The organism is Bradyrhizobium aeschynomenes (assembly GCF_013178945.1).
Lineage (GTDB): Bacteria > Pseudomonadota > Alphaproteobacteria > Rhizobiales > Xanthobacteraceae > Bradyrhizobium > Bradyrhizobium aeschynomenes.
This window is the reverse complement of the sequence record NZ_JABFDM010000001.1, coordinates 833095-849729: the sequence shown is the minus strand read 5'-3', so window position 1 is coordinate 849729 and position 16635 is coordinate 833095. Positions and strand designations below refer to the sequence as shown.

Below are 16635 nucleotides of genomic sequence, written 5' to 3'. Positions count from 1 at the left end.
CTGATGCTGGGCCGAGGATGAGAATGAGGATGAGGATGGGGATCAGGACAATGCGCGGGTCGCGGTCTTTCCCGACGCGGTCCGCGGCAGCGCCGGTACGAACTCCACGAAGGCGGGCACCATGTGCCAATCGAGATGCATCGTGCAGTACTCGACCAGTTCGTGGCTCGTGATGGACGTCGCCTGCTCCGCAACGATCAATGCCTTGGGGAGATGTCCGACGGATTCGTCGGCGACGGGGACTACAGCCGCTTCCGAAACCGCGGGGTGGGCCATCAGCAATTGCTCGATCTCTCGCGGATTGACCTTGAACCCGCTCCGCGCAAAAGCGTCGTCCTTCCTTGCGACGTAGTAGAGATACCCCTGGCCATCGACGCGGAATAGGTCGCCCGTCAGGAACACCCGAGCTTCACCGGCCGCCCCCTCAATCATTCGGGCGGAGGTTTCGTCCGGCATGTTCCAATATTTCTGCATCAGCAGGTCGCCGGCAACACCGAGCTCGCCGACCTGCCCCGGCTCGGTCACGAGGGAGCGATCCTCGGCAAACAGATAGGTCCGCACGCCGGGAATGGCCCGGCCGACCGACTGCGGCCGTTGATCGATCTCGTCGGGCGGCAGAAACGAGACGCGCTTGCACTCCGTGAGCCCATAATTCGAGAAGATCTGGACGCCCGGCCACGCCTCTCGCAAGCGGCGGATATGCTTCACCGGCAGGGCCTGCCCGCTCGTGGAGATATAACGCAGCGATCTCGGCGCGCGCCTTCCCAGCGCGCTCGCCTTTAACAGATGGAAGATGAAGGGAGGAAACACCTGCAGCCCAGTCACGCCGTGGGCATCGATGAGATCGATGATCTCATCGGGATCGTCCGGCAACGCGCGCTCGACGAGCGCGGTCCCTCCGAACATGAGCGGCATCATCACATTATAGAAGCCGTAGTCGGAGCCCAAGGTCGAATAGCTCAGAACCACATCCTCGGACGTGTTCCTGAGATAGCCGGTCACCGATTCGAACGCCGCAATCATATTCTTGTGATTGACGGCGACGCCCTTCGGGCGCGACGTCGAGCCCGACGTATAGAAGATGACTGAAATATCCTCTTCCCGCACCTCCCGGCAAAACGAGCAGTCGCGTTCTGGCACGGCAGCAGAAAAATCATCGTTACAACTATAGATTGTATAATCTAACTGGCGCTCCCGCAATTCGGCCGCCCGATCGGTGATCACCGCACAAGCACCGGAGTCCCGAAGCTCGAACATCAGCTTTCGGAGCCCGAAGGTGTGATGAACTCCCACGAGGACTGCACCGGCCTTGAAGATGCCGAGAACAACACCGAGCAAACGGATGGAAATCACGCCATAGATCGCGACCCTGTCTCCAGCACGGATGCCGTCATCGACGAGACGACCGGCGACCTGATTGCCGATATCATCCAGCTCGCGATAGGTCGCGCACGCGCCATCGATCTTCACCGCGATCTTCTCTGGGCAGTCTCGAACACTGCGTTCAATATAGTGATGGAAAAGGCACACTCGGAAGCTCCCGCAACCTCTGGATGAGTTTTTATAACAAAGAGTCGCAGCTCATGGTAGGAGAATTCCGTTACACGTCGTGTTGTGCAAAATGACTGAGGAAACATGTTTGTACGCGATCTCGAAGAAGTCGAAAAAACAGGCCGGTTCGTCGAGTGGGGAAATGGCACGAGCCACCGGCTATTGACGGCGAGCGATGGAATGGGTTTCGCCGTATGCCATACCGTGGTTCGCGCCGGCACAGTATCAAGGTTGCAATACCGATCTCACCTGGAAGCATGCTATTGCATCGCGGGGGAAGGTGAAGTCGAGGACATGCAAGGCAATGTGTATCGGCTCCGCCCGGGCAGCATCTATGTTCTCAACGAACATGACGAACACTATCTGCGCGGCGGCCCGACGCAGGATCTGGTGCTGGTGAGCGTGTTCAATCCGCCCCTTGCCGGTCACGAGCAGCACAATCTCGACGCCGACAGCGGATCGTCTTACTAAGGCGGTTCATCAGCTGGTTGGGGTTGCTCGTTGGAACTGAAGCATCAAGCCTTCTTCTACTCTCTCTTCCTCTCACGGCTCGCGGACCAGATCCTTCTGTTTCTGGTCCCGCTCGTCATCTTCCAGTTGACCGGCAGCGTCGCCTGGTCGGGAGCGGCATTCCTGCTCGAGACATTGCCGCGCTATTTGTCGTTTCCGATCTGCGGGGTGCTGTGCGATCGAAAATCCCCTTTGGCGCTGTTGCACATTAGTCAGCAGCTTCGTGCCGTGGCCTGCTTCGCAGGCATGATCGCCTACGCGGGCTTCGGCGGAATCGGCTGGCTGATCGGGATATCTGTGGCCTGCGGCGTTCTGACGACGCAGGGGCTGATGGCGCGCGAGGTTCTGCTGCCTCAAGTCTTTCATCGGCACAGGTTCGAGAAGGTCGCCTCCTACACCCAGATTGCCGATCAGCTCGGCATGGTGCTCGGGCCGCTGGTCGCCGCCGGTCTTCTCAAGCTATGGTCCTGGGAATACGTGGTGATCTCGACGACCGCCCTGTTCATGGCGGCTGACGGCGCCATGATCATCTGGCAGCGATTCGTCCGGCCGACATTGGCCGAACCGACGCCGGCGCCAAGCGGCTGGACACTGCCGCTGAAAACCGCACTTCGGCACGTCATCGGACGACCGGGCCTGGTCGAGACCGTCCTTCTCGCAGCCGCCGTCAACCTCATCATTGGCGTGACCCTCGCAACGTCAGCGGCAATGGTGACCGGTGTCCACGGAGAAACAGACTCCTACTATGCCGTTCTTCAGGCCGCAGGCGCGATCGCGACCGTGGTCATCTTGTTCGCCACCGCGCATGCGCCTGCGTCCCTGCAGGTCTTGGGCGTCATCAGCTATGCGATGATCTTTGCCGGCGGCGCCGTCTCCGGACTGGCTTCCCACGCCCACGTCTACGCGCTCGGCTTCGTTCTCGTTGTCGGTTTCGACAAGATGTTCAGTGTCTTCATTCGCAGCCTGCGCATGAAGATCATTCCCCGGGAAGATCTCGGCAAGACGACGGGCCTGATCATCATGCTGAACAACCTGTCCCAACCTCTCGCCGGCCTCCTGGTCAGCGTATTCGCCGGCCGTTACGGCGCCGGCACGGTCATTGTCGCGCTGTCGCTCTTCATGGGCCTGCTCGGCCCGCTCGTCGCGGCGATCTGGCTTCGCCGGACCGCCCCGACGGTCAGGCTGGACCAACGATGATGTCCCCGCCGCGTCATCGACCGTGGCGGGGGCTCGGCGCCGACACCGAAGCTGCCGCCGTTGACGCAGGCGCGCGATTGCCGCCCGATTGCGCCAGATGCTCAACGAGCATCTTGGTCACGGTCGAGAGCCCGGCGGGATCGCGGGTCACGATCTTCAATTCCCGATAGGCCCAGTCGTCCCTGAGCGGAATCGCCTTGATGCCCATGCCCGAAGCCAGCACTTCGAATGCCCGATCCGGGATCAACCCGACACCCAGGCCACACTGCACCATCCGACAAATGGCATCAAAGCTCGGTACGTTGATCCGCAGATTGACCGCCTTTCCAGCCTCCGCGGCTGCCGCGCGCGAACGGGTGTAGATCGCGCTATCGGCGTGAAAGCCGATATGATCAAAATCCAGGCTTTCCACGAAATCGATCGGTGCCCGATCGGCCAGCGGATGATCTTGCGGCACCGCCAGCGCAAGCCGGTCGCTGCGATAGGGACGCGCAAACAGGTCACGGCTGTTGGTCGTGGACACACAGATGCCCACTTCCGCATACCCTTCCTCGACGGCCTTGACGACACCCGCACTCAGTCTTTCCTCAAGGTGGATCTTGACCAGACTGTGGGTCGCGAAGAAGGCCGGCAGGTCGTCGGGAAGGAATTCGACGATGGCCGATACGTTCGCGAGCATCCGGATGTGGCCCCTGATGCCCATGCGGTATTCGTCGAGCTCCGCGCCCATCTTCTCGACGCTCGTCAGCATCGATCGCGCATGATGCAGCAGGGATTCCCCGGCGGGAGCCAGCATCATGCCCTTGGAGTGCCGGACAAAGAGGTCGGTTCCAAGCGCCTCTTCAAGCTCCGCAAGGCGCTTGCTCACCGCGCTCATGGCAATGTTTTCCCGCGACGCCGCGCGCGTCAGCGTCCCCTCCTCGCACACCGCGACGAAGAGCTGGAGCGACGTCAGATCGATACGCCGGATGAGATTGTTGATTTGTCGCATCAGTCCTTCAATTCCCGTGGGCCATGAGCGATCCTCCCGACGATCTCCGCCCCCCCGCGCAGCCAGTGCGCGGCACTACCGTAAGTAAGCCTGACCCACCACACCCCGGTCAAGGTCGAAAGAGACCGTAAATCCCTCCTGGGCGTGAGTGATCTTCGATGTCCGATGTCTCGCCGTAGCGGCCGGCGGACCTTCGTCGAACGCGAAGGGTGCCTTGCCTAAAAAGCGTTGGCGCTCTCCGGCAGGGCTCATCATCCTGCCGCCACCTGGGAGTCAGTGAGACGGACTATGGCCGGAATCTCCGAAAGACATGACCTCGCAATCTCGCGGCCGCTCGGGCCTGCGCCGGAGGCGCTCGGCCCCGGCGCGTCAACGACGACCGTGTCCAGGACACACAATATTGTCGGCGTAGCGCTGGCGGCGATCGGGGCGGTGGCGTTTTCCCTTCGCGCGATATTCGTCAAGCTCGCCTATGAGGACATGAGCGATCCTGTGACGCTGCTGGCCCTGAGAATGATCTTCTCACTGCCCTTCTTCGTCATTGCGGTTGTCCTGTATCGGGGGCCTTCCGGCGGCCGGACGCTTCCGTCAATCACCGCACACGACGCGATGGCGCTCGCCGCCCTGGGCTTCGTCGGCTACTATCTGTCAAGCTTCCTCGACATGATCGGGCTGCAATATGTCGCCGCCGGCGTCGGCCGGCTGATCCTGTTCGTGTATCCGACCATCGTGGTGGTGATCTCCTCGGTCGTCCTCAGGAAGCCGATTACCCGGCGCGAGCTGATCGCGCTGGCGATTACATATATCGGTGTCGCGCTGGTTCTTTCGGGGCAGCTCGACAAGAGCAGTGAAAATTTCTGGCTCGGTGCGCTGCTCGTCATGCTGAGCGCGGTGAGTTTCTCGGTCTATCTCGTTGGAAGCGGCGAAGTCGTGCCGAGGCTCGGTTCGATACGCTTCACGGCCTATGCCACGACCACGGCCAGCGTGTATTGCATCGTTCAGTTCATGGCACTCCGCCCGCTGAGCGCGCTCGTGCTGCCCACCCGGGTCTACCTGCTCGCCCTCTGCATGGCGCTGTTCAGTACCGTGATGCCGGTCTTCATGATGGCCGAGGCGCTGCGCCGGATCGGCGCAAGCCGCGTCGCGATGATCAGCGCCCTCGGCCCTGTGGCCACCGTCGTTTCAGGATATCTAGGGCTGGACGAGAGGATGTCGCCGATTCAGTCGGCCGGCGGCCTGCTGGTCGTGATCGGCGTGCTCATCGTTGCCGCCCAGGCCCGTGCCATGGACAGGAAATAGCCGATCATCCGGCAAGGGCCGCGGCAGATGCTGCTCAGGGGATGAGAAGCGTCTTTCCGACCGTCTTGCGGCTGTGAAGATCACGGTGCGCCTGGGCCGCCTCCATCAAGGGAAGGGTCTGGCTGATCCTCGGCTTGATGGTTCCTCGCGAGACGGCAGCCATCAGCTCCGAAGCAGACGCCACGAGATCCTCGCGACGTGCGATGTACGTCCAAAGCGTCGGCCGCGTCAGGTATAGCGAGCCCTTTTCGGCGAGAATTCGCGTCTCGAAGGGCCCGATCGCCCCGGAGGATTGGCCGAACGAGACCAGCAGCCCGAACGGCTGAAGGCAATCCATCGAGCTCACGAAAGTATCGCGGCCAACCGAGTCGTAAACGACGCGTAGCTTCGCACCCTTGGTGAGGTCGCAGACACGCTCGACCAGATTCTCGCTCCGATACAGGATCGTATGGGTGCATCCGTTGGCGCGCGCGAGCTCGGCCTTCTCTTCCGTGCCTACGGTTCCAATGACGGTCGCACCGAGACTTGCCGCCCACTGGCAGAGAATGAGACCGACACCGCCGGCGGCAGCGTGCACCAGGATCGTGTCGCCGGGCTGCACGGAATAGGCGCGCCGAAGCAGATAGTGCGCGGTCATGCCCTGAAGCGCGATGGCGGCGGCTTGATGATCGGTGATGTCATCGGGCACCTTCACCAGCCGCTCAGCGGGAACGTTGCGCAGTCGGGCGTAGGCGCCCAGGCTTGCAATCGCGTAGACGACGCGATCTCCGGGCCGCAGACCGGCCACCCCTTCTCCGAGGCATTCGACGATCCCCGCGGCTTCGAAGCCGATGCCGCTGGGCAGCGGCGTCTTGTAGAGCCCGGTGCGGTAGTAAGTATCGACATAGTTCAGGCCGATGGCGGTCTGCCGCAATCTCACCTGGCCCGGCCCTGGCGGATCGAGCCTCGACTGCTCCACGGAGAGCACCTCCGGTCCCCCGGTTTGACGAATGAGGACGACCTCCGTGTCCTCGGCGAGCGCGTCGGTGCGGCCCGCAATCTTCGACGGCATCGCGGTCATCGGTACTCCCCTGTCCCGTACTGCAGATTCGTGTCGCCGCCAGGCCAGGCCTGCTGCGCCGACTGGCGCCGAAATCGTTCGCGCCAGCGGAGCAGCGCGGCCGGATTGCGGATGTGCAGCGGATCCCGCCCCTGGATCACGCGCATGACGTTCTCAACCGCGGTCGGCGCGAGCGAGGCGAACAGCTCCCGCGTACAGCCGACCGTATGCTCGGTGAGGATGACATTCTCCAGCCCGCGAAGCGGATGATCCACAGGGGGAGGCTCCGTCTCAAAGACGTCGATGGCCGCGCCAGCGATCCGTCCGGCGGAAAGCGCCTGCGCCAACGCCGCCTCGTCGACGATGCCACCGCGCGAGGTGTTGATGACGCAGGCCTCGCGCTTCATGCGCGCGAACTCCGCAGCTCCGAGCAGCCCGCGCGTCTCGGCGGTCAGCGGCAAGTGAACGCTGACGACGTCGCTGCGCGCCAGCAGTTCGTCAAGCTCGACGAAACGCACGCCGGCGACCGGCGTCTCATCCGGATGTCTGTCATAAGCCAGAATCTCGGTGCCCCAGCCTTGCAACCGTCGCGTGACGGAGCGCGCGATGCGGCCGAACCCGATCAGCCCGATGGTCTTGCCGGACACCATGCGCGCCGACAGTTCATCCGCCCGCGCACGGGCGGACCGCAACGCGAACTGGCGCTGCTTGCGCGGCAGGTCCAGCAGGAGAGCCGCAATGAGCATCACGGTTGCCTCCGCCAGGCTTTCGACGTTTTCGGCCGTCGCGCCGTTTGCGACGATGATGCCGCGATCGGTCGCCGCCGGCAGATCGATCGAATCCGTGCCTATCGAGGCAAAGACAACAGCGTGTAGCCGAGGCGCGACCTCGAGCATCGCCGCGTCGATGATGGTCCGCGAGCTGATCAGGAGCACTGATGCCGCCTCGAAGTATCGTCGGGCGGTCGAAAGCGCGTAGCGCGTGCGGTGTGGCGGCGGTTCGGCGTGGCCGCGGATAACATTGCAACCTGCCGCTCCCAAGGCTGCGGCCGCGTGGTCCAAGGTGTCGCCGAGAACCCGGTCGCTGCCGACGAACACCGTGGCGCCAGCTACTCGGGCTTGCGCCGGCTCAGACAACACGACGGACACGCGAGTCGTCTCCACGAATGGCAAAATCGACCGCGGCACCGACAAACGCCTCCAGCGCCTCCTCGCTCATCCATGCCATGTGCGGCGACAGCAGGACGTTGTCGGTCTGGAGCCAGGGCGATCCCGGTCCGATCGGCTCATCCTCAAAAACGTCGAGTGCCGCACCGGCGATCCGACGCGCGTTCAACGCCTGCCGCAATGCTTCCCCATCCACGAGACCGGCGCGGGCGGTGTTGATCAGAAACGCCGTGGGTCGCATCAGATCGATCAATCGCGCATCGAACAGGCCTTTGGTCGTCGGGCTCAATCTCATATGCAGACTGATCACGTCACTGCTGGCTGCGAGCTCGTCCAGCTCTGTTCGCCGGACACCTAGTTCCGCGGCTCGTCCATCCGTCAGCGACGGACTCCAGGCGACAACCCGCGCGGAGAACGCCTTACACAGTTCAGCGACACGGCCGCCGACGCGGCCCAGCCCGACGATACCGACCGTCTTGCCGAACAGCCCTCGGCCGAAGCTCGCATGCCATCGTCCGGATCTCAGCTCCAGGCACCCATCCGTCATCCGCCTGCCAATGGCGAGCGCCAGCGCGATCGTGTACTCGGCAACCGAGGCTGACGCCAGCCCGGGGGTCTCGTACACCGCCATGTTCCTGCGTCCGGCCGCATCGAGATCGACGCTCGCGCCGATCGGGCCCGCCACAATGATCCGCTTCGCCGACGACGCCTCGAGCACCCCGGCAGACAGCGGGCGCGCCGAGAAGAACTGGAGCACCGTTGTCACGTCGCCGATCCGCCGTGCCAGCGCATCGGCGTCCTCCGGACGGTCGTGATGTATGAGCACGCCGGCCTGCCCCTGCAGGTGTCGCCGGAAAGCTGCTTCAATGACCGGGTTGCCGCCGCAATCCGGAACGGCGATGTCGACGCGGCGATCGTGCAGAGGCGACCCGGATACGGCAAGATGTCCTCCGTCGGTCATCTCTGCAACTCCTCGACTGGAATCGCGCAAGCCGCAAGCCAGTCCCAATAGCTCTCTTGTTGCCGGCTGAACTCGATATAGTGATGCCTCGTTGCGAACACCGTTTCACGATAGGGCCCGATCAGCCTGCCGAGCCAACGGCGCGCAACGGCGAGATCGATGATCGGATCACGCTCCGGCGCCGCGAGGAAGGTGGGTACCCTCAGCGTCGCTCCGGTCTCCGCGTATGCGTCTTCGAGATGCACCAGCGTCGACCGCGTGCTGTCCGTAACCTCGCGAAGCATCAGGGCATCCGCCGACATGAAGCGCAGATAGACCTCCTCCTCCGTGTAGTCCTCGTCCTTGAGCGTGACCGCGACTCGGCCAAGACCTCTGCACGCGCGGAAGCGGCCGAGCTTCTCCGGATCATGGCGAGCCCGCTGCTGCCCCAGTGCCGGCGCGCAGAAAATCAATGCCTCCGCGCGCAACTGCCCACTGGTGCATAATCCAGCGAGAACGCTGCCGCCCAGGCTCTGGCCCAGCACCGCCAGCGGCGCATCCGGCACCACTTCCCGCGCGGCCTTTATACCCATCAGATAGTCCGACAGCAGAAGCTCGAGCGTGGCGACGTGACCACGCTCGCCGCCACTCCGTCCCGATCCGCGACGGTCCAGCGCGACAACTGCCACGTCCCTGGCCGCCAGTTGCGGCCCGGTCTCGAACAACCATCCGGCATGGCTCTGGATGCCGTGGATGTAGAACAGGGCAGCTCGGGGCTCGGCAGGCGCCCAGTAATGTAGGGCAAGCTCGGTGCCATCCACCGCCCGTATCCACTTGATCGCCGTCCCCTCCATCTCAGACGCCTCAGGCTGCGGGAATCGAAGCTGCGGCAACGTCCTTCACTGGAAAGCTCGGATATTCGCCGGCCTCCCACCGCCGAATCATTCCGTCCGCGACGACCTGTGCGAACTCACGCCGCCCTGGTAGCGGCAGCTTCTGACCCGCAAGCATCGCGCGGGCATCCTCCCAGGATTTCCGCCATGCTCCTGCGTCGACCACAGCAGAACCGGGATCTGCCTTGCTGCGCACGCGGATATTCGGGAACCACGGCCGATCGGTCGGTTGATGCGCCGGGTAGTAGCGGAAGTCGAAGCTCCAGCGCACCTGTGCCGTCTTGTTCAACCTGGAGCCATGCGGCGCCTTCTTGTGCAACAGCACGATATCGCCGAACTTGACCGGCAACGGGATGCTGTTCCTCTCAAGGCGATCGATCAGCGCGGCATCCATCGGCCAAGGCAGCAACGTGTCGTCATTGTGCTCGCCTCCCACGACCGCCAGGCATCCGTTTTCCTCGTCGACGTCGGTCGTCGGAATCCAGACCGTCAGCACGGTCGTTTCGTTCGACTGCGGGAGCTGGCCCATCGCGTCCTGGTGCCAGAGGGTCGGCGCGTAGATCGTCTCGCCCTTCCGGCCGCCGAACTGCTGGACCTCTCGCGCCGGCAGCTTGATCCGGCAATGCTGATTCGGGCTTGCGTTGATCTCGGATCCGAGAATGCACTCGACGACATCCAACACCTTCGGATTCTGGAGTAGCGACAACACGCCGGGGCCGACATGAAACTCGCTGTCATCCTGGATGAACGAGAACGGCATGTGCGGCAACGTGATATCGAGCTCGGCAAGCAGCGTAAGCGGAAATCCCGGAAGCTCGACCAGCCGCCTGAGGTGCTCCTGGAACGGCAGCCCGCCATGATCCTCACCGCCCGAGAACAGTCCCTTTGCGCGCCATGTCCTGACTCGCTCCCGCAGCAGCTCGTCGTACTCACGTCTCACGGGAACGAAATCCGCCTCATCCAGAACACCTCGGACAACCAGATATCCCTGCTCTTGGAAGCGAGCGACGTCGGCTGCGTCGAGCGCAGGCGTGCGCGAACCTGATACGGTCATGGTGGCCAACTCCATCTATGGATCGATTCACGTCGATGACGGGATGAACGAGCCTGCCCCGTCGAGCAGCATGCCAATATCGCGAAGGATCTTCAGCCCCGAGGCGTCGCGCTGAAGCCAATGATGCTTGACCTGCGCCGAAGCCACTCCACCGCTGATCTTGTGCTCGGCAAGCCTGGCGAAGGCGCCGGGGACCAGCTTGACTATCGTCAGCGGCGCCAGCCGGCCGCTGGACAGCTTGTCGGCATATTCCAGATTGACCCTGCTGAGCGCTGCATCGATGCGCGTTGCCAGTGTCGCTTGCATCAGCTCGAGCTTCGGCGACCACTCGAGCGCGACAGCGTAGTGAGGCGGCGTGCCCCAGACCGGGAAGCAGCAGAAGTTCGGCGTCCCGGCCGACCCAGATTCGATCGTACGCGACACCGCCGAGAACACATCAGCTTCGGTCAGCTTTTCGCCGGTGAACGAACTACATGCGCCGCTTCTTCCGATGAATTCGAGCCTTGGCACCGCCCCAACCCAGCCCACGACGCGATACACGTCGCCGACGTCATACCGATAGAGACCGTTGGCCTGGGTCATCACGAGCCTGTAGCAGCGCCCGACCTCCAGTTCCTCGAAAGTCAGCGTTTCGGCACTTTCCGATGGAGCGACGTTCTCCAAAATATCATCGACCGGAACGAACTCGTAGAGTCCCTGGGTCACCGCGAGAGGGCCGGCACTGCGGTGCATGTCGACCGGGAGCGTAACGATGCCTTCGGTGCCCGTCGTGCTGAAGGGAAGCCGCGTGGCATCGGGGACCAGGCGATCAAGCCAATTCTCGTAGAGTTGCGCCGACGCGCTGTTCCAGCAGACGATGAGCGACAGATTGGGCCACAGATCCGAGAGAAGCAACTCACCGCCGCGCAATTTGAGCTGCCCTTCCAGGCGGCGCGCGAGGTCCTGGCCGCCCGCAGCCGAGGCGCTGCCCCTGACGTCACGGATCAGCCGCGTTGCGAATTGCCGCAACGTCTCTGCCAACATGATGATCTTGCTCGGGTTCACCGAAACAATCAGCCGCACGTCACAGAATGCCTGCATGCACAGCCGCTGATAGAGCCGCTCGGCATATCCGTCGGGATCGCTCTCGCATGAGAACCAGGGCGCGCCGTACCATGGCGGCAACCAGTCGGATTCCCCGAGCGGCTCCGGCCGCTGTGTAATGCTGTAGACGGGAAATCCATGAATGCTCTGCCTCGCCGTCTGCGGCTCCCATGACAGATCCAGCACGTTCTCAACCTTCGGCGTATCGAGCCGGAGCATCCTGAAATAGAGGCCCCATTGCGCGTAAAGCGCCGGTCCGCGATAGGCGAGCCGCCAATGCCGTGTCGTCGGAACCAGCTTTGCTTGGCCGGTGGTTCCTGACGTCTTCAGGAACGCATAGGGATCGTCCCGCGTCAGTACCTTTCGCTCTCGGGCAAGCTGTCGATCGATATACCCCCTGAGCTGGCCGTAACTGCGGATCGGCACTGCCCGCCTGAATTCATCGAAGCTGCACACACCTGCGAGCGCGTGCTCCCGCTCGAATGCCGTTCCAGTCAGTTCGCGCAACACATCGTGGAAGACGGTCCCAACGGTCGCATGCGGAGATTGACAGATCAGGCGCTGACGATCGAGCGCCGCCTCACTCTGTGCGCAAAAGCGGGCCATGCGGCTCACGTCGTCGGCGGCGCCTCCGACGCTCGTCGTTCGGACGCCGGCCGTTCCACCATGCTGGATGCGGGAAACTCGACTCTGTTCTGTGGAGAGGTCCTGCATGATGTCCGACCTATCTTCATTTGTAGATCACCGCCGTCTCGCAGGGATTGATACTGACGGCTCGCGCAAAGCGTCAATTTAGATTTCCTGTCCCGGTTCTAGAAATTCTAAAACGACCTTCGCTTCGCAGTTTGGCAATGTCCTGATCTCAGCAGATCGGACGGATGCAATGATACAATTGATGGACGTCTACGCGATTGCGATGCCGATGCGCCGGACATTCGTTCATGCAACCATGGCACGCCACGAGAGCGACGGCATTCTTGTCTGCGTCGACGTCGATGGCGTAACCGGCTATGGCGAAGCAGCTCCTCGTCCCTATGTCACTGGCGAAACCACCGCGACCGTTCTGAAGGCCCTCGCCTCTTGCGCATTGAACGAACTCGATGCGCAGATCGACTGGCGTTCGCTTCAGACCGTCGTCGCAAGCCTGAAGGCTCTGGCGCTGCCGAAGATGCTATCCGTCGGTGGTCGGCTGTCGCCCGCTGCAGCCTGCGCCTTGGAGACCGCCCTTCTCGACGTGGCCTGCCGACTCCACGGCCGACCGATGGCTTCTGCATTGCACGCCGCGGGCCTCGGCGAAGACATGTTACGACCCGTGCCTTGCGCCGTTTCAGCCGCTCTGGTCGTCGACCTCTCGACCTCTCCGGAGGAGATGGTCGCGCGCGAGTTTGCGCTCGCGAACGGCATCAAGCACGTCAAGCTGAAAGTCGGAGCGGATGGCGATCAGGCAGTGGAACGCGTGAGACGGTTTCGCGACCTGATTGCGCCATCGATCTCGCTTTCGGTGGATGTGAACGCGGCTTGGACCCTGCCACAGGCGATTGCCGCCTGCCGGCAGTTGCAGGGTCATGGCGTGGCATGGCTCGAGGAACCGCTGCGGCCCAGGGACTGGGCGGGCCTCCGGCAATTGCGCGAAGAGGCTGGGATCCCTTTGATGCTGGATGAATCATTCGTGGACGAGAACGATCTCGCCAAGGCGATCGACCAGCGCGCCTGCGACCTCGTCAATATCCGCGTGTCGAAATGTGGTGGCCCACTTCGAGCGGCAGGCCTGGCCGATACGGCGTTTCATTCCGGCCTCGGCTATCAGATCGGCGTCCAGGTTGGCGAACATGGTCCGCTCTGGGCCGCGGGACGCGCGCTCGCGACATCGCTACGCAACGCCAGCGCGTGCGAGGTTGGGCGCGCAGACGAATGGTTTCCTCGCGACACGACGATCCCACCCTTCCCGATCGATCGCAAAACCTATCTTGCGCCGCCACTGTATGGCCACGGACACGGTCTCGTTCCGGGACCGGCGTTGTGGGCGCACGCAAGGCACGCCTTTTCGCATGTCGCGACAACACCTCGTTCCGCTCTCGTCGAGGCAGAACGGCGCGTCACAACTTGGAACGCTGAGGCTCGGGGATGACGACATCGTTGATCGAACACAAAATGGCCCTGGTCACCGGTGCGGGCGCCGGCATCGGCGCAGAGGTCGCGCGCCGCCTTGCAGATGCGGGAGCGCGGCTCCTGCTGGTCGACAAGGACACGACCGCACTCAACTCCATTCGCCGTCAAATCGGCGATCACCGTGCCGCGTGCCTGCCGATCGACGTCACCGATATCGCAGCCGTCAGCGACGCCATCCAATGTCTCTCGGACGCACAGCGTCCGGACATCCTCGTGAATGCCGTCGGAGGAGATGCTAACTCCATCCTGCTTGCGGACCTCGATGAAACGTACCTGGAGACCTCGATGAGACACAATCTGACGAGCGCCTTCACCATGACGCGTCTATGTGCGCCAGCGATGCGTCAGCGACGGTGGGGTCGCATCGTCAACTTTGCATCGATCGCCGGCCGCACCTACTCCTACTTCAGCAACGCCGCCTATGTCGCGGCAAAGGCGGCCGTCATCGGGCTCACCAAGCAAACGGCCTATGAGCTTGCCCCCGACGGCGTCTGCGTCAATGCAGTCGCGCACGGCCCGATCGCCACCGACCGCATCCAGGCAGCCTGGGCGAAGCATAGCCCTGAACGGCGGCGAGCGATTACCGAACGCATTCCGATCGGGCGACTGGGCACTGTGGACGAGGCAGCTGCCGTTGTGATCCATCTGTGTTCGCATGAGGCGGGTTACACCACCGGGACGGTGATCGACATCAATGGGGGGCTGTTCATATGAACTGGACGACCACGGAACGAACGACGACGGCCGAGCGGGTCGCCGGCCCATCAGCGGACTACGGGTTGGGCGGCAAGGTCATCATCGTCACCGGCGCCAGCCAAGGCATCGGCCGCGCCGCCGCGCTGGCATTCGCGGCCTGCGGAGCTCGTGTCGTCCTGGCGGGACGGCAGACCGGCTCCTGCGAACAGGCGTTGGCCGCGCTACCGCCAGATCAAACGATGATCGTGCCGACCGACGTGCGAGACGAGCAGAGCGTCGCGCGTCTCGTCGACATGACCGTCCGCCGGTTTGGTCGGCTGGACGCTGCGTTCAACAACGCAGGCACGTTCGGCAATTTCGTTCCGCTGCACGAGGACGATAGCGACAATTTCGATCAGGTCGTCGGGACCAATCTGCGCGGAACATGGCTTTGCACCAAGCATGAGATTCGCGCGATGCTGGAGTCAGGCGGTGGCGCGATCGTCAATTGCGCATCGGTCGCGGGGCATATCGGACACGCCCAGAGTGCCATTTACAGCGCAACCAAACATGGCGTCATCGGCCTCAGCAAGTCGGCCGCACTTCAATACGCGCGCCGCGGCATTCGGGTCAACGCAGTGAGCCCTGGCAGCACGGACACGCCGATGCTCAGGAGCATCTACCCGACCGAGGAGCAACTGAGCGCTCGCGGATCACGCGCGCCACTCGGCCGGATCGGACAACCGGACGAGATCGCACAGGCTGTTCTCTGGCTCTGCTCTCCCATGGCTTCCTATGTGACAGGGCAGACCGTGGTGGTCGATGGCGGCGTAACGGCCGGCCAGGCCTTGGTGGCCGAACGCAAATAGCAGCCGGGAACGCATATCAATGGAGGAAGCACCGAATGTCAGTCATCCTGGGCAGCGGCGATTTCCGCTACATGGTCACCGAGGGGTGGGGCGAACTGCCGGACGGCTGGTCTTATGGCGACGTAGCCGCGGTCGGCGTCGACCAGAAGGATCACGTCTACGTCTTCAACCGCGGCGCGCATCCCGTGATCGTCTATGATCAGGACGGCCGGTTTCTCCGGTCCTGGGGTGAAGGCCTGTTCTCGCGTCCGCATGGGCTGCACATGGGACCGGACGACACGATTTTCCTGACCGACGACGGCGATCATACCATCAGACAGTGCACGTTGGATGGGAAGGTTATGCTCACGATCGGAATTCCGATGCGGCCGTCCCCTTACATGAGTGGAGAGCCGTTCCATCGTTGTACGCACACGGCTCACTCGCCGAACGGCGACATCTACGTGTCCGACGGCTACGGCAACGCATGCTGCCACAAGTTCTCGCCATCGGGGAAACACCTCATGTCATGGGGAGAATCCGGCAGCGACCCGGGTCAGTTCAACATCGTGCACAACATCTGCTGCGACGCGGAGGGATGGGTCTATGTTGCGGATCGGGAGAATCACCGAATCCAAGTGTTCGATGCGAACGGTCGCTACGAGACTCAATGGAACAATCTCCATCGCCCATGCGGACTTTACATGCCGCCGGGAAAGAAGCAGCTCTGCTACGTTGGTGAGCTCGGCCCCTCGCTTCCTGTCAACAAGAATGCTCCGAATCTCGGACCCCGCGTGACCATCGTCGACAACCGTGGCGGGACTGTCGTCCGGCTCGGCCATTTGCATGCCGGCGAAGCGCCCGGTCAGTTCATCGCACCGCATGGTGTTGCGGTCGATTCTCACGGAGACATCTACGTTGCCGAGGTGTCGAATGCGGTCTGGCCGTCCATCAAGCCGCCACTCGAGCCGCCGCGGGAGCTGCGCTGCCTGCAGAAGCTGACCAAGCTTTCCTCTTAGCTGGAATGCGTGCAGTTTTCTCCTCCATTGAGGCACAGCGGCTATTTTGCCGGTTGGCAAACAAGCGCGCTCCGCACAGATGGGCGATATCAGCCGCTGCCGGCAACTCAGGTCAAGGTGCCGGCTGTCTGCGAAGGGGCACGTCTCCGCATTTGAATCTGTGAGTTCATCGTGAGTCCCCGGCGACGGCCGCCTTGCGCC

15 protein-coding genes are annotated in these 16635 nt (G+C 62.9%); 7 read left to right on the top strand and 8 right to left on the bottom strand.

Annotation, left to right across the window (positions count from 1 at the left end):
* Positions 1 to 42: 42 nt before the first annotated feature.
* Entirely contained in the window at positions 43 to 1530 is a 1488-nt protein-coding gene (locus HL666_RS03815; protein WP_172179968.1) for a class I adenylate-forming enzyme family protein, read from the bottom strand.
* Between the two features lie 105 nt (positions 1531 to 1635).
* Between HL666_RS03815 and HL666_RS03810 the strand changes: the two genes are divergently transcribed.
* Together HL666_RS03810 and HL666_RS03805 are read left to right on the top strand one after the other, a co-directional pair.
* A complete protein-coding gene (locus HL666_RS03810; RefSeq protein WP_172179966.1) occupies positions 1636 to 2022 on the top strand; it encodes an ectoine synthase in 387 nt (128 codons plus the stop codon).
* A gap of 30 nt (positions 2023 to 2052) precedes the next feature.
* On the top strand, positions 2053 to 3258 hold the full coding sequence (locus tag HL666_RS03805; protein WP_172179964.1) for an MFS transporter: 1206 nt from the start codon (positions 2053 to 2055) through the stop codon (positions 3256 to 3258).
* A 13-nt stretch (positions 3259 to 3271) separates the two neighbouring features.
* Here the strand turns inward: HL666_RS03805 and HL666_RS03800 are convergent, their stop codons facing one another.
* Complete coding sequence (locus HL666_RS03800; RefSeq protein WP_172179962.1) at positions 3272 to 4249, bottom strand: LysR family transcriptional regulator; 978 nt, start codon at positions 4247 to 4249, stop codon at positions 3272 to 3274.
* A 288-nt stretch (positions 4250 to 4537) separates the two neighbouring features.
* On the opposite strand from HL666_RS03800, the gene HL666_RS03795 reads away from it, so the two are divergent.
* Positions 4538 to 5548 carry a DMT family transporter gene (locus HL666_RS03795; protein ID WP_172179960.1) on the top strand — a complete coding sequence of 337 codons (1011 nt, stop codon included), beginning with the start codon at positions 4538 to 4540 and terminating at the stop codon, positions 5546 to 5548.
* 34 nt (positions 5549 to 5582) lie between these two features.
* Here the strand turns inward: HL666_RS03795 and HL666_RS03790 are convergent, their stop codons facing one another.
* Genes HL666_RS03790 through HL666_RS03765 form a run of 6 tightly spaced genes read right to left on the bottom strand, consistent with a single transcriptional unit; the run spans position 5583 to position 12437 of the window.
* Positions 5583 to 6599, bottom strand: a complete 1017-nt coding sequence (locus HL666_RS03790) for a quinone oxidoreductase family protein (protein ID WP_172180200.1) — start codon at positions 6597 to 6599, stop codon at positions 5583 to 5585.
* Between the two features lie 5 nt (positions 6600 to 6604).
* Positions 6605 to 7735, bottom strand: coding sequence for a 2-hydroxyacid dehydrogenase (locus tag HL666_RS03785; RefSeq protein WP_172179958.1), 1131 nt, complete (start codon positions 7733 to 7735; stop codon positions 6605 to 6607).
* Positions 7716 to 8714, bottom strand: coding sequence for an NAD(P)-dependent oxidoreductase (locus HL666_RS03780; protein WP_172179956.1), 999 nt, complete (start codon positions 8712 to 8714; stop codon positions 7716 to 7718). The genes HL666_RS03785 and HL666_RS03780 overlap by 20 nt, the downstream gene beginning before the upstream one ends.
* Positions 8711 to 9547 carry an alpha/beta hydrolase gene (locus HL666_RS03775; protein WP_172179954.1) on the bottom strand — a complete coding sequence of 279 codons (837 nt, stop codon included), beginning with the start codon at positions 9545 to 9547 and terminating at the stop codon, positions 8711 to 8713. Before HL666_RS03775 ends, HL666_RS03780 begins: the two co-directional genes overlap by 4 nt.
* 10 nt (positions 9548 to 9557) lie before the next feature.
* Entirely contained in the window at positions 9558 to 10640 is a 1083-nt protein-coding gene (locus HL666_RS03770; RefSeq protein ID WP_246741462.1) for a phytanoyl-CoA dioxygenase family protein, read from the bottom strand.
* A 27-nt stretch (positions 10641 to 10667) separates the two neighbouring features.
* Entirely contained in the window at positions 10668 to 12437 is a 1770-nt protein-coding gene (locus tag HL666_RS03765; RefSeq protein ID WP_210261705.1) for a GH3 auxin-responsive promoter family protein, read from the bottom strand.
* Between the two features lie 181 nt (positions 12438 to 12618).
* Between HL666_RS03765 and HL666_RS03760 the strand changes: the two genes are divergently transcribed.
* From HL666_RS03760 to HL666_RS03745, 4 genes are all read left to right on the top strand, one after another.
* A complete protein-coding gene (locus HL666_RS03760) occupies positions 12619 to 13851 on the top strand; it encodes an enolase C-terminal domain-like protein (RefSeq protein ID WP_172179950.1) in 1233 nt (410 codons plus the stop codon).
* The gene (locus HL666_RS03755; RefSeq protein WP_172179948.1) at positions 13848 to 14606 is read left to right on the top strand and encodes an SDR family NAD(P)-dependent oxidoreductase; all 759 of its coding nucleotides are present in this window, start codon (positions 13848 to 13850) and stop codon (positions 14604 to 14606) included. Before HL666_RS03760 ends, HL666_RS03755 begins: the two co-directional genes overlap by 4 nt.
* Positions 14607 to 14671: 65 nt before the next feature.
* On the top strand, positions 14672 to 15436 hold the full coding sequence (locus tag HL666_RS03750) for an SDR family NAD(P)-dependent oxidoreductase (RefSeq protein ID WP_246741436.1): 765 nt from the start codon (positions 14672 to 14674) through the stop codon (positions 15434 to 15436).
* A gap of 35 nt (positions 15437 to 15471) precedes the next feature.
* Complete coding sequence (locus tag HL666_RS03745) at positions 15472 to 16434, top strand: peptidyl-alpha-hydroxyglycine alpha-amidating lyase family protein (protein ID WP_172179944.1); 963 nt, start codon at positions 15472 to 15474, stop codon at positions 16432 to 16434.
* The last annotated feature ends 201 nt before the right edge of the window (positions 16435 to 16635 follow it).

Bases quoted from the DNA above. Each gene is read 5' to 3' on its own strand.
- HL666_RS03760 (WP_172179950.1), top strand. From the start codon at position 12,619: ATGGACGTCTACGCGATTGCGATGCCGATGCGCCGGACATTCGTTCAT.
- HL666_RS03765 (WP_210261705.1), bottom strand. From the start codon at position 12,437: ATGCAGGACCTCTCCACAGAACAGAGTCGAGTTTCCCGCATCCAGCAT.
- HL666_RS03780 (WP_172179956.1), bottom strand. From the start codon at position 8,714: ATGACCGACGGAGGACATCTTGCCGTATCCGGGTCGCCTCTGCACGAT.
- HL666_RS03800 (WP_172179962.1), bottom strand. From the start codon at position 4,249: ATGCGACAAATCAACAATCTCATCCGGCGTATCGATCTGACGTCGCTC.
- HL666_RS03810 (WP_172179966.1), top strand. From the start codon at position 1,636: ATGTTTGTACGCGATCTCGAAGAAGTCGAAAAAACAGGCCGGTTCGTC.
- HL666_RS03775 (WP_172179954.1), bottom strand. From the start codon at position 9,547: ATGGAGGGGACGGCGATCAAGTGGATACGGGCGGTGGATGGCACCGAG.
- HL666_RS03755 (WP_172179948.1), top strand. From the start codon at position 13,848: ATGACGACATCGTTGATCGAACACAAAATGGCCCTGGTCACCGGTGCG.
- HL666_RS03790 (WP_172180200.1), bottom strand. From the start codon at position 6,599: ATGCCGTCGAAGATTGCGGGCCGCACCGACGCGCTCGCCGAGGACACG.
- HL666_RS03795 (WP_172179960.1), top strand. From the start codon at position 4,538: ATGGCCGGAATCTCCGAAAGACATGACCTCGCAATCTCGCGGCCGCTC.
- HL666_RS03770 (WP_246741462.1), bottom strand. From the start codon at position 10,640: ATGACCGTATCAGGTTCGCGCACGCCTGCGCTCGACGCAGCCGACGTC.
- HL666_RS03745 (WP_172179944.1), top strand. From the start codon at position 15,472: ATGTCAGTCATCCTGGGCAGCGGCGATTTCCGCTACATGGTCACCGAG.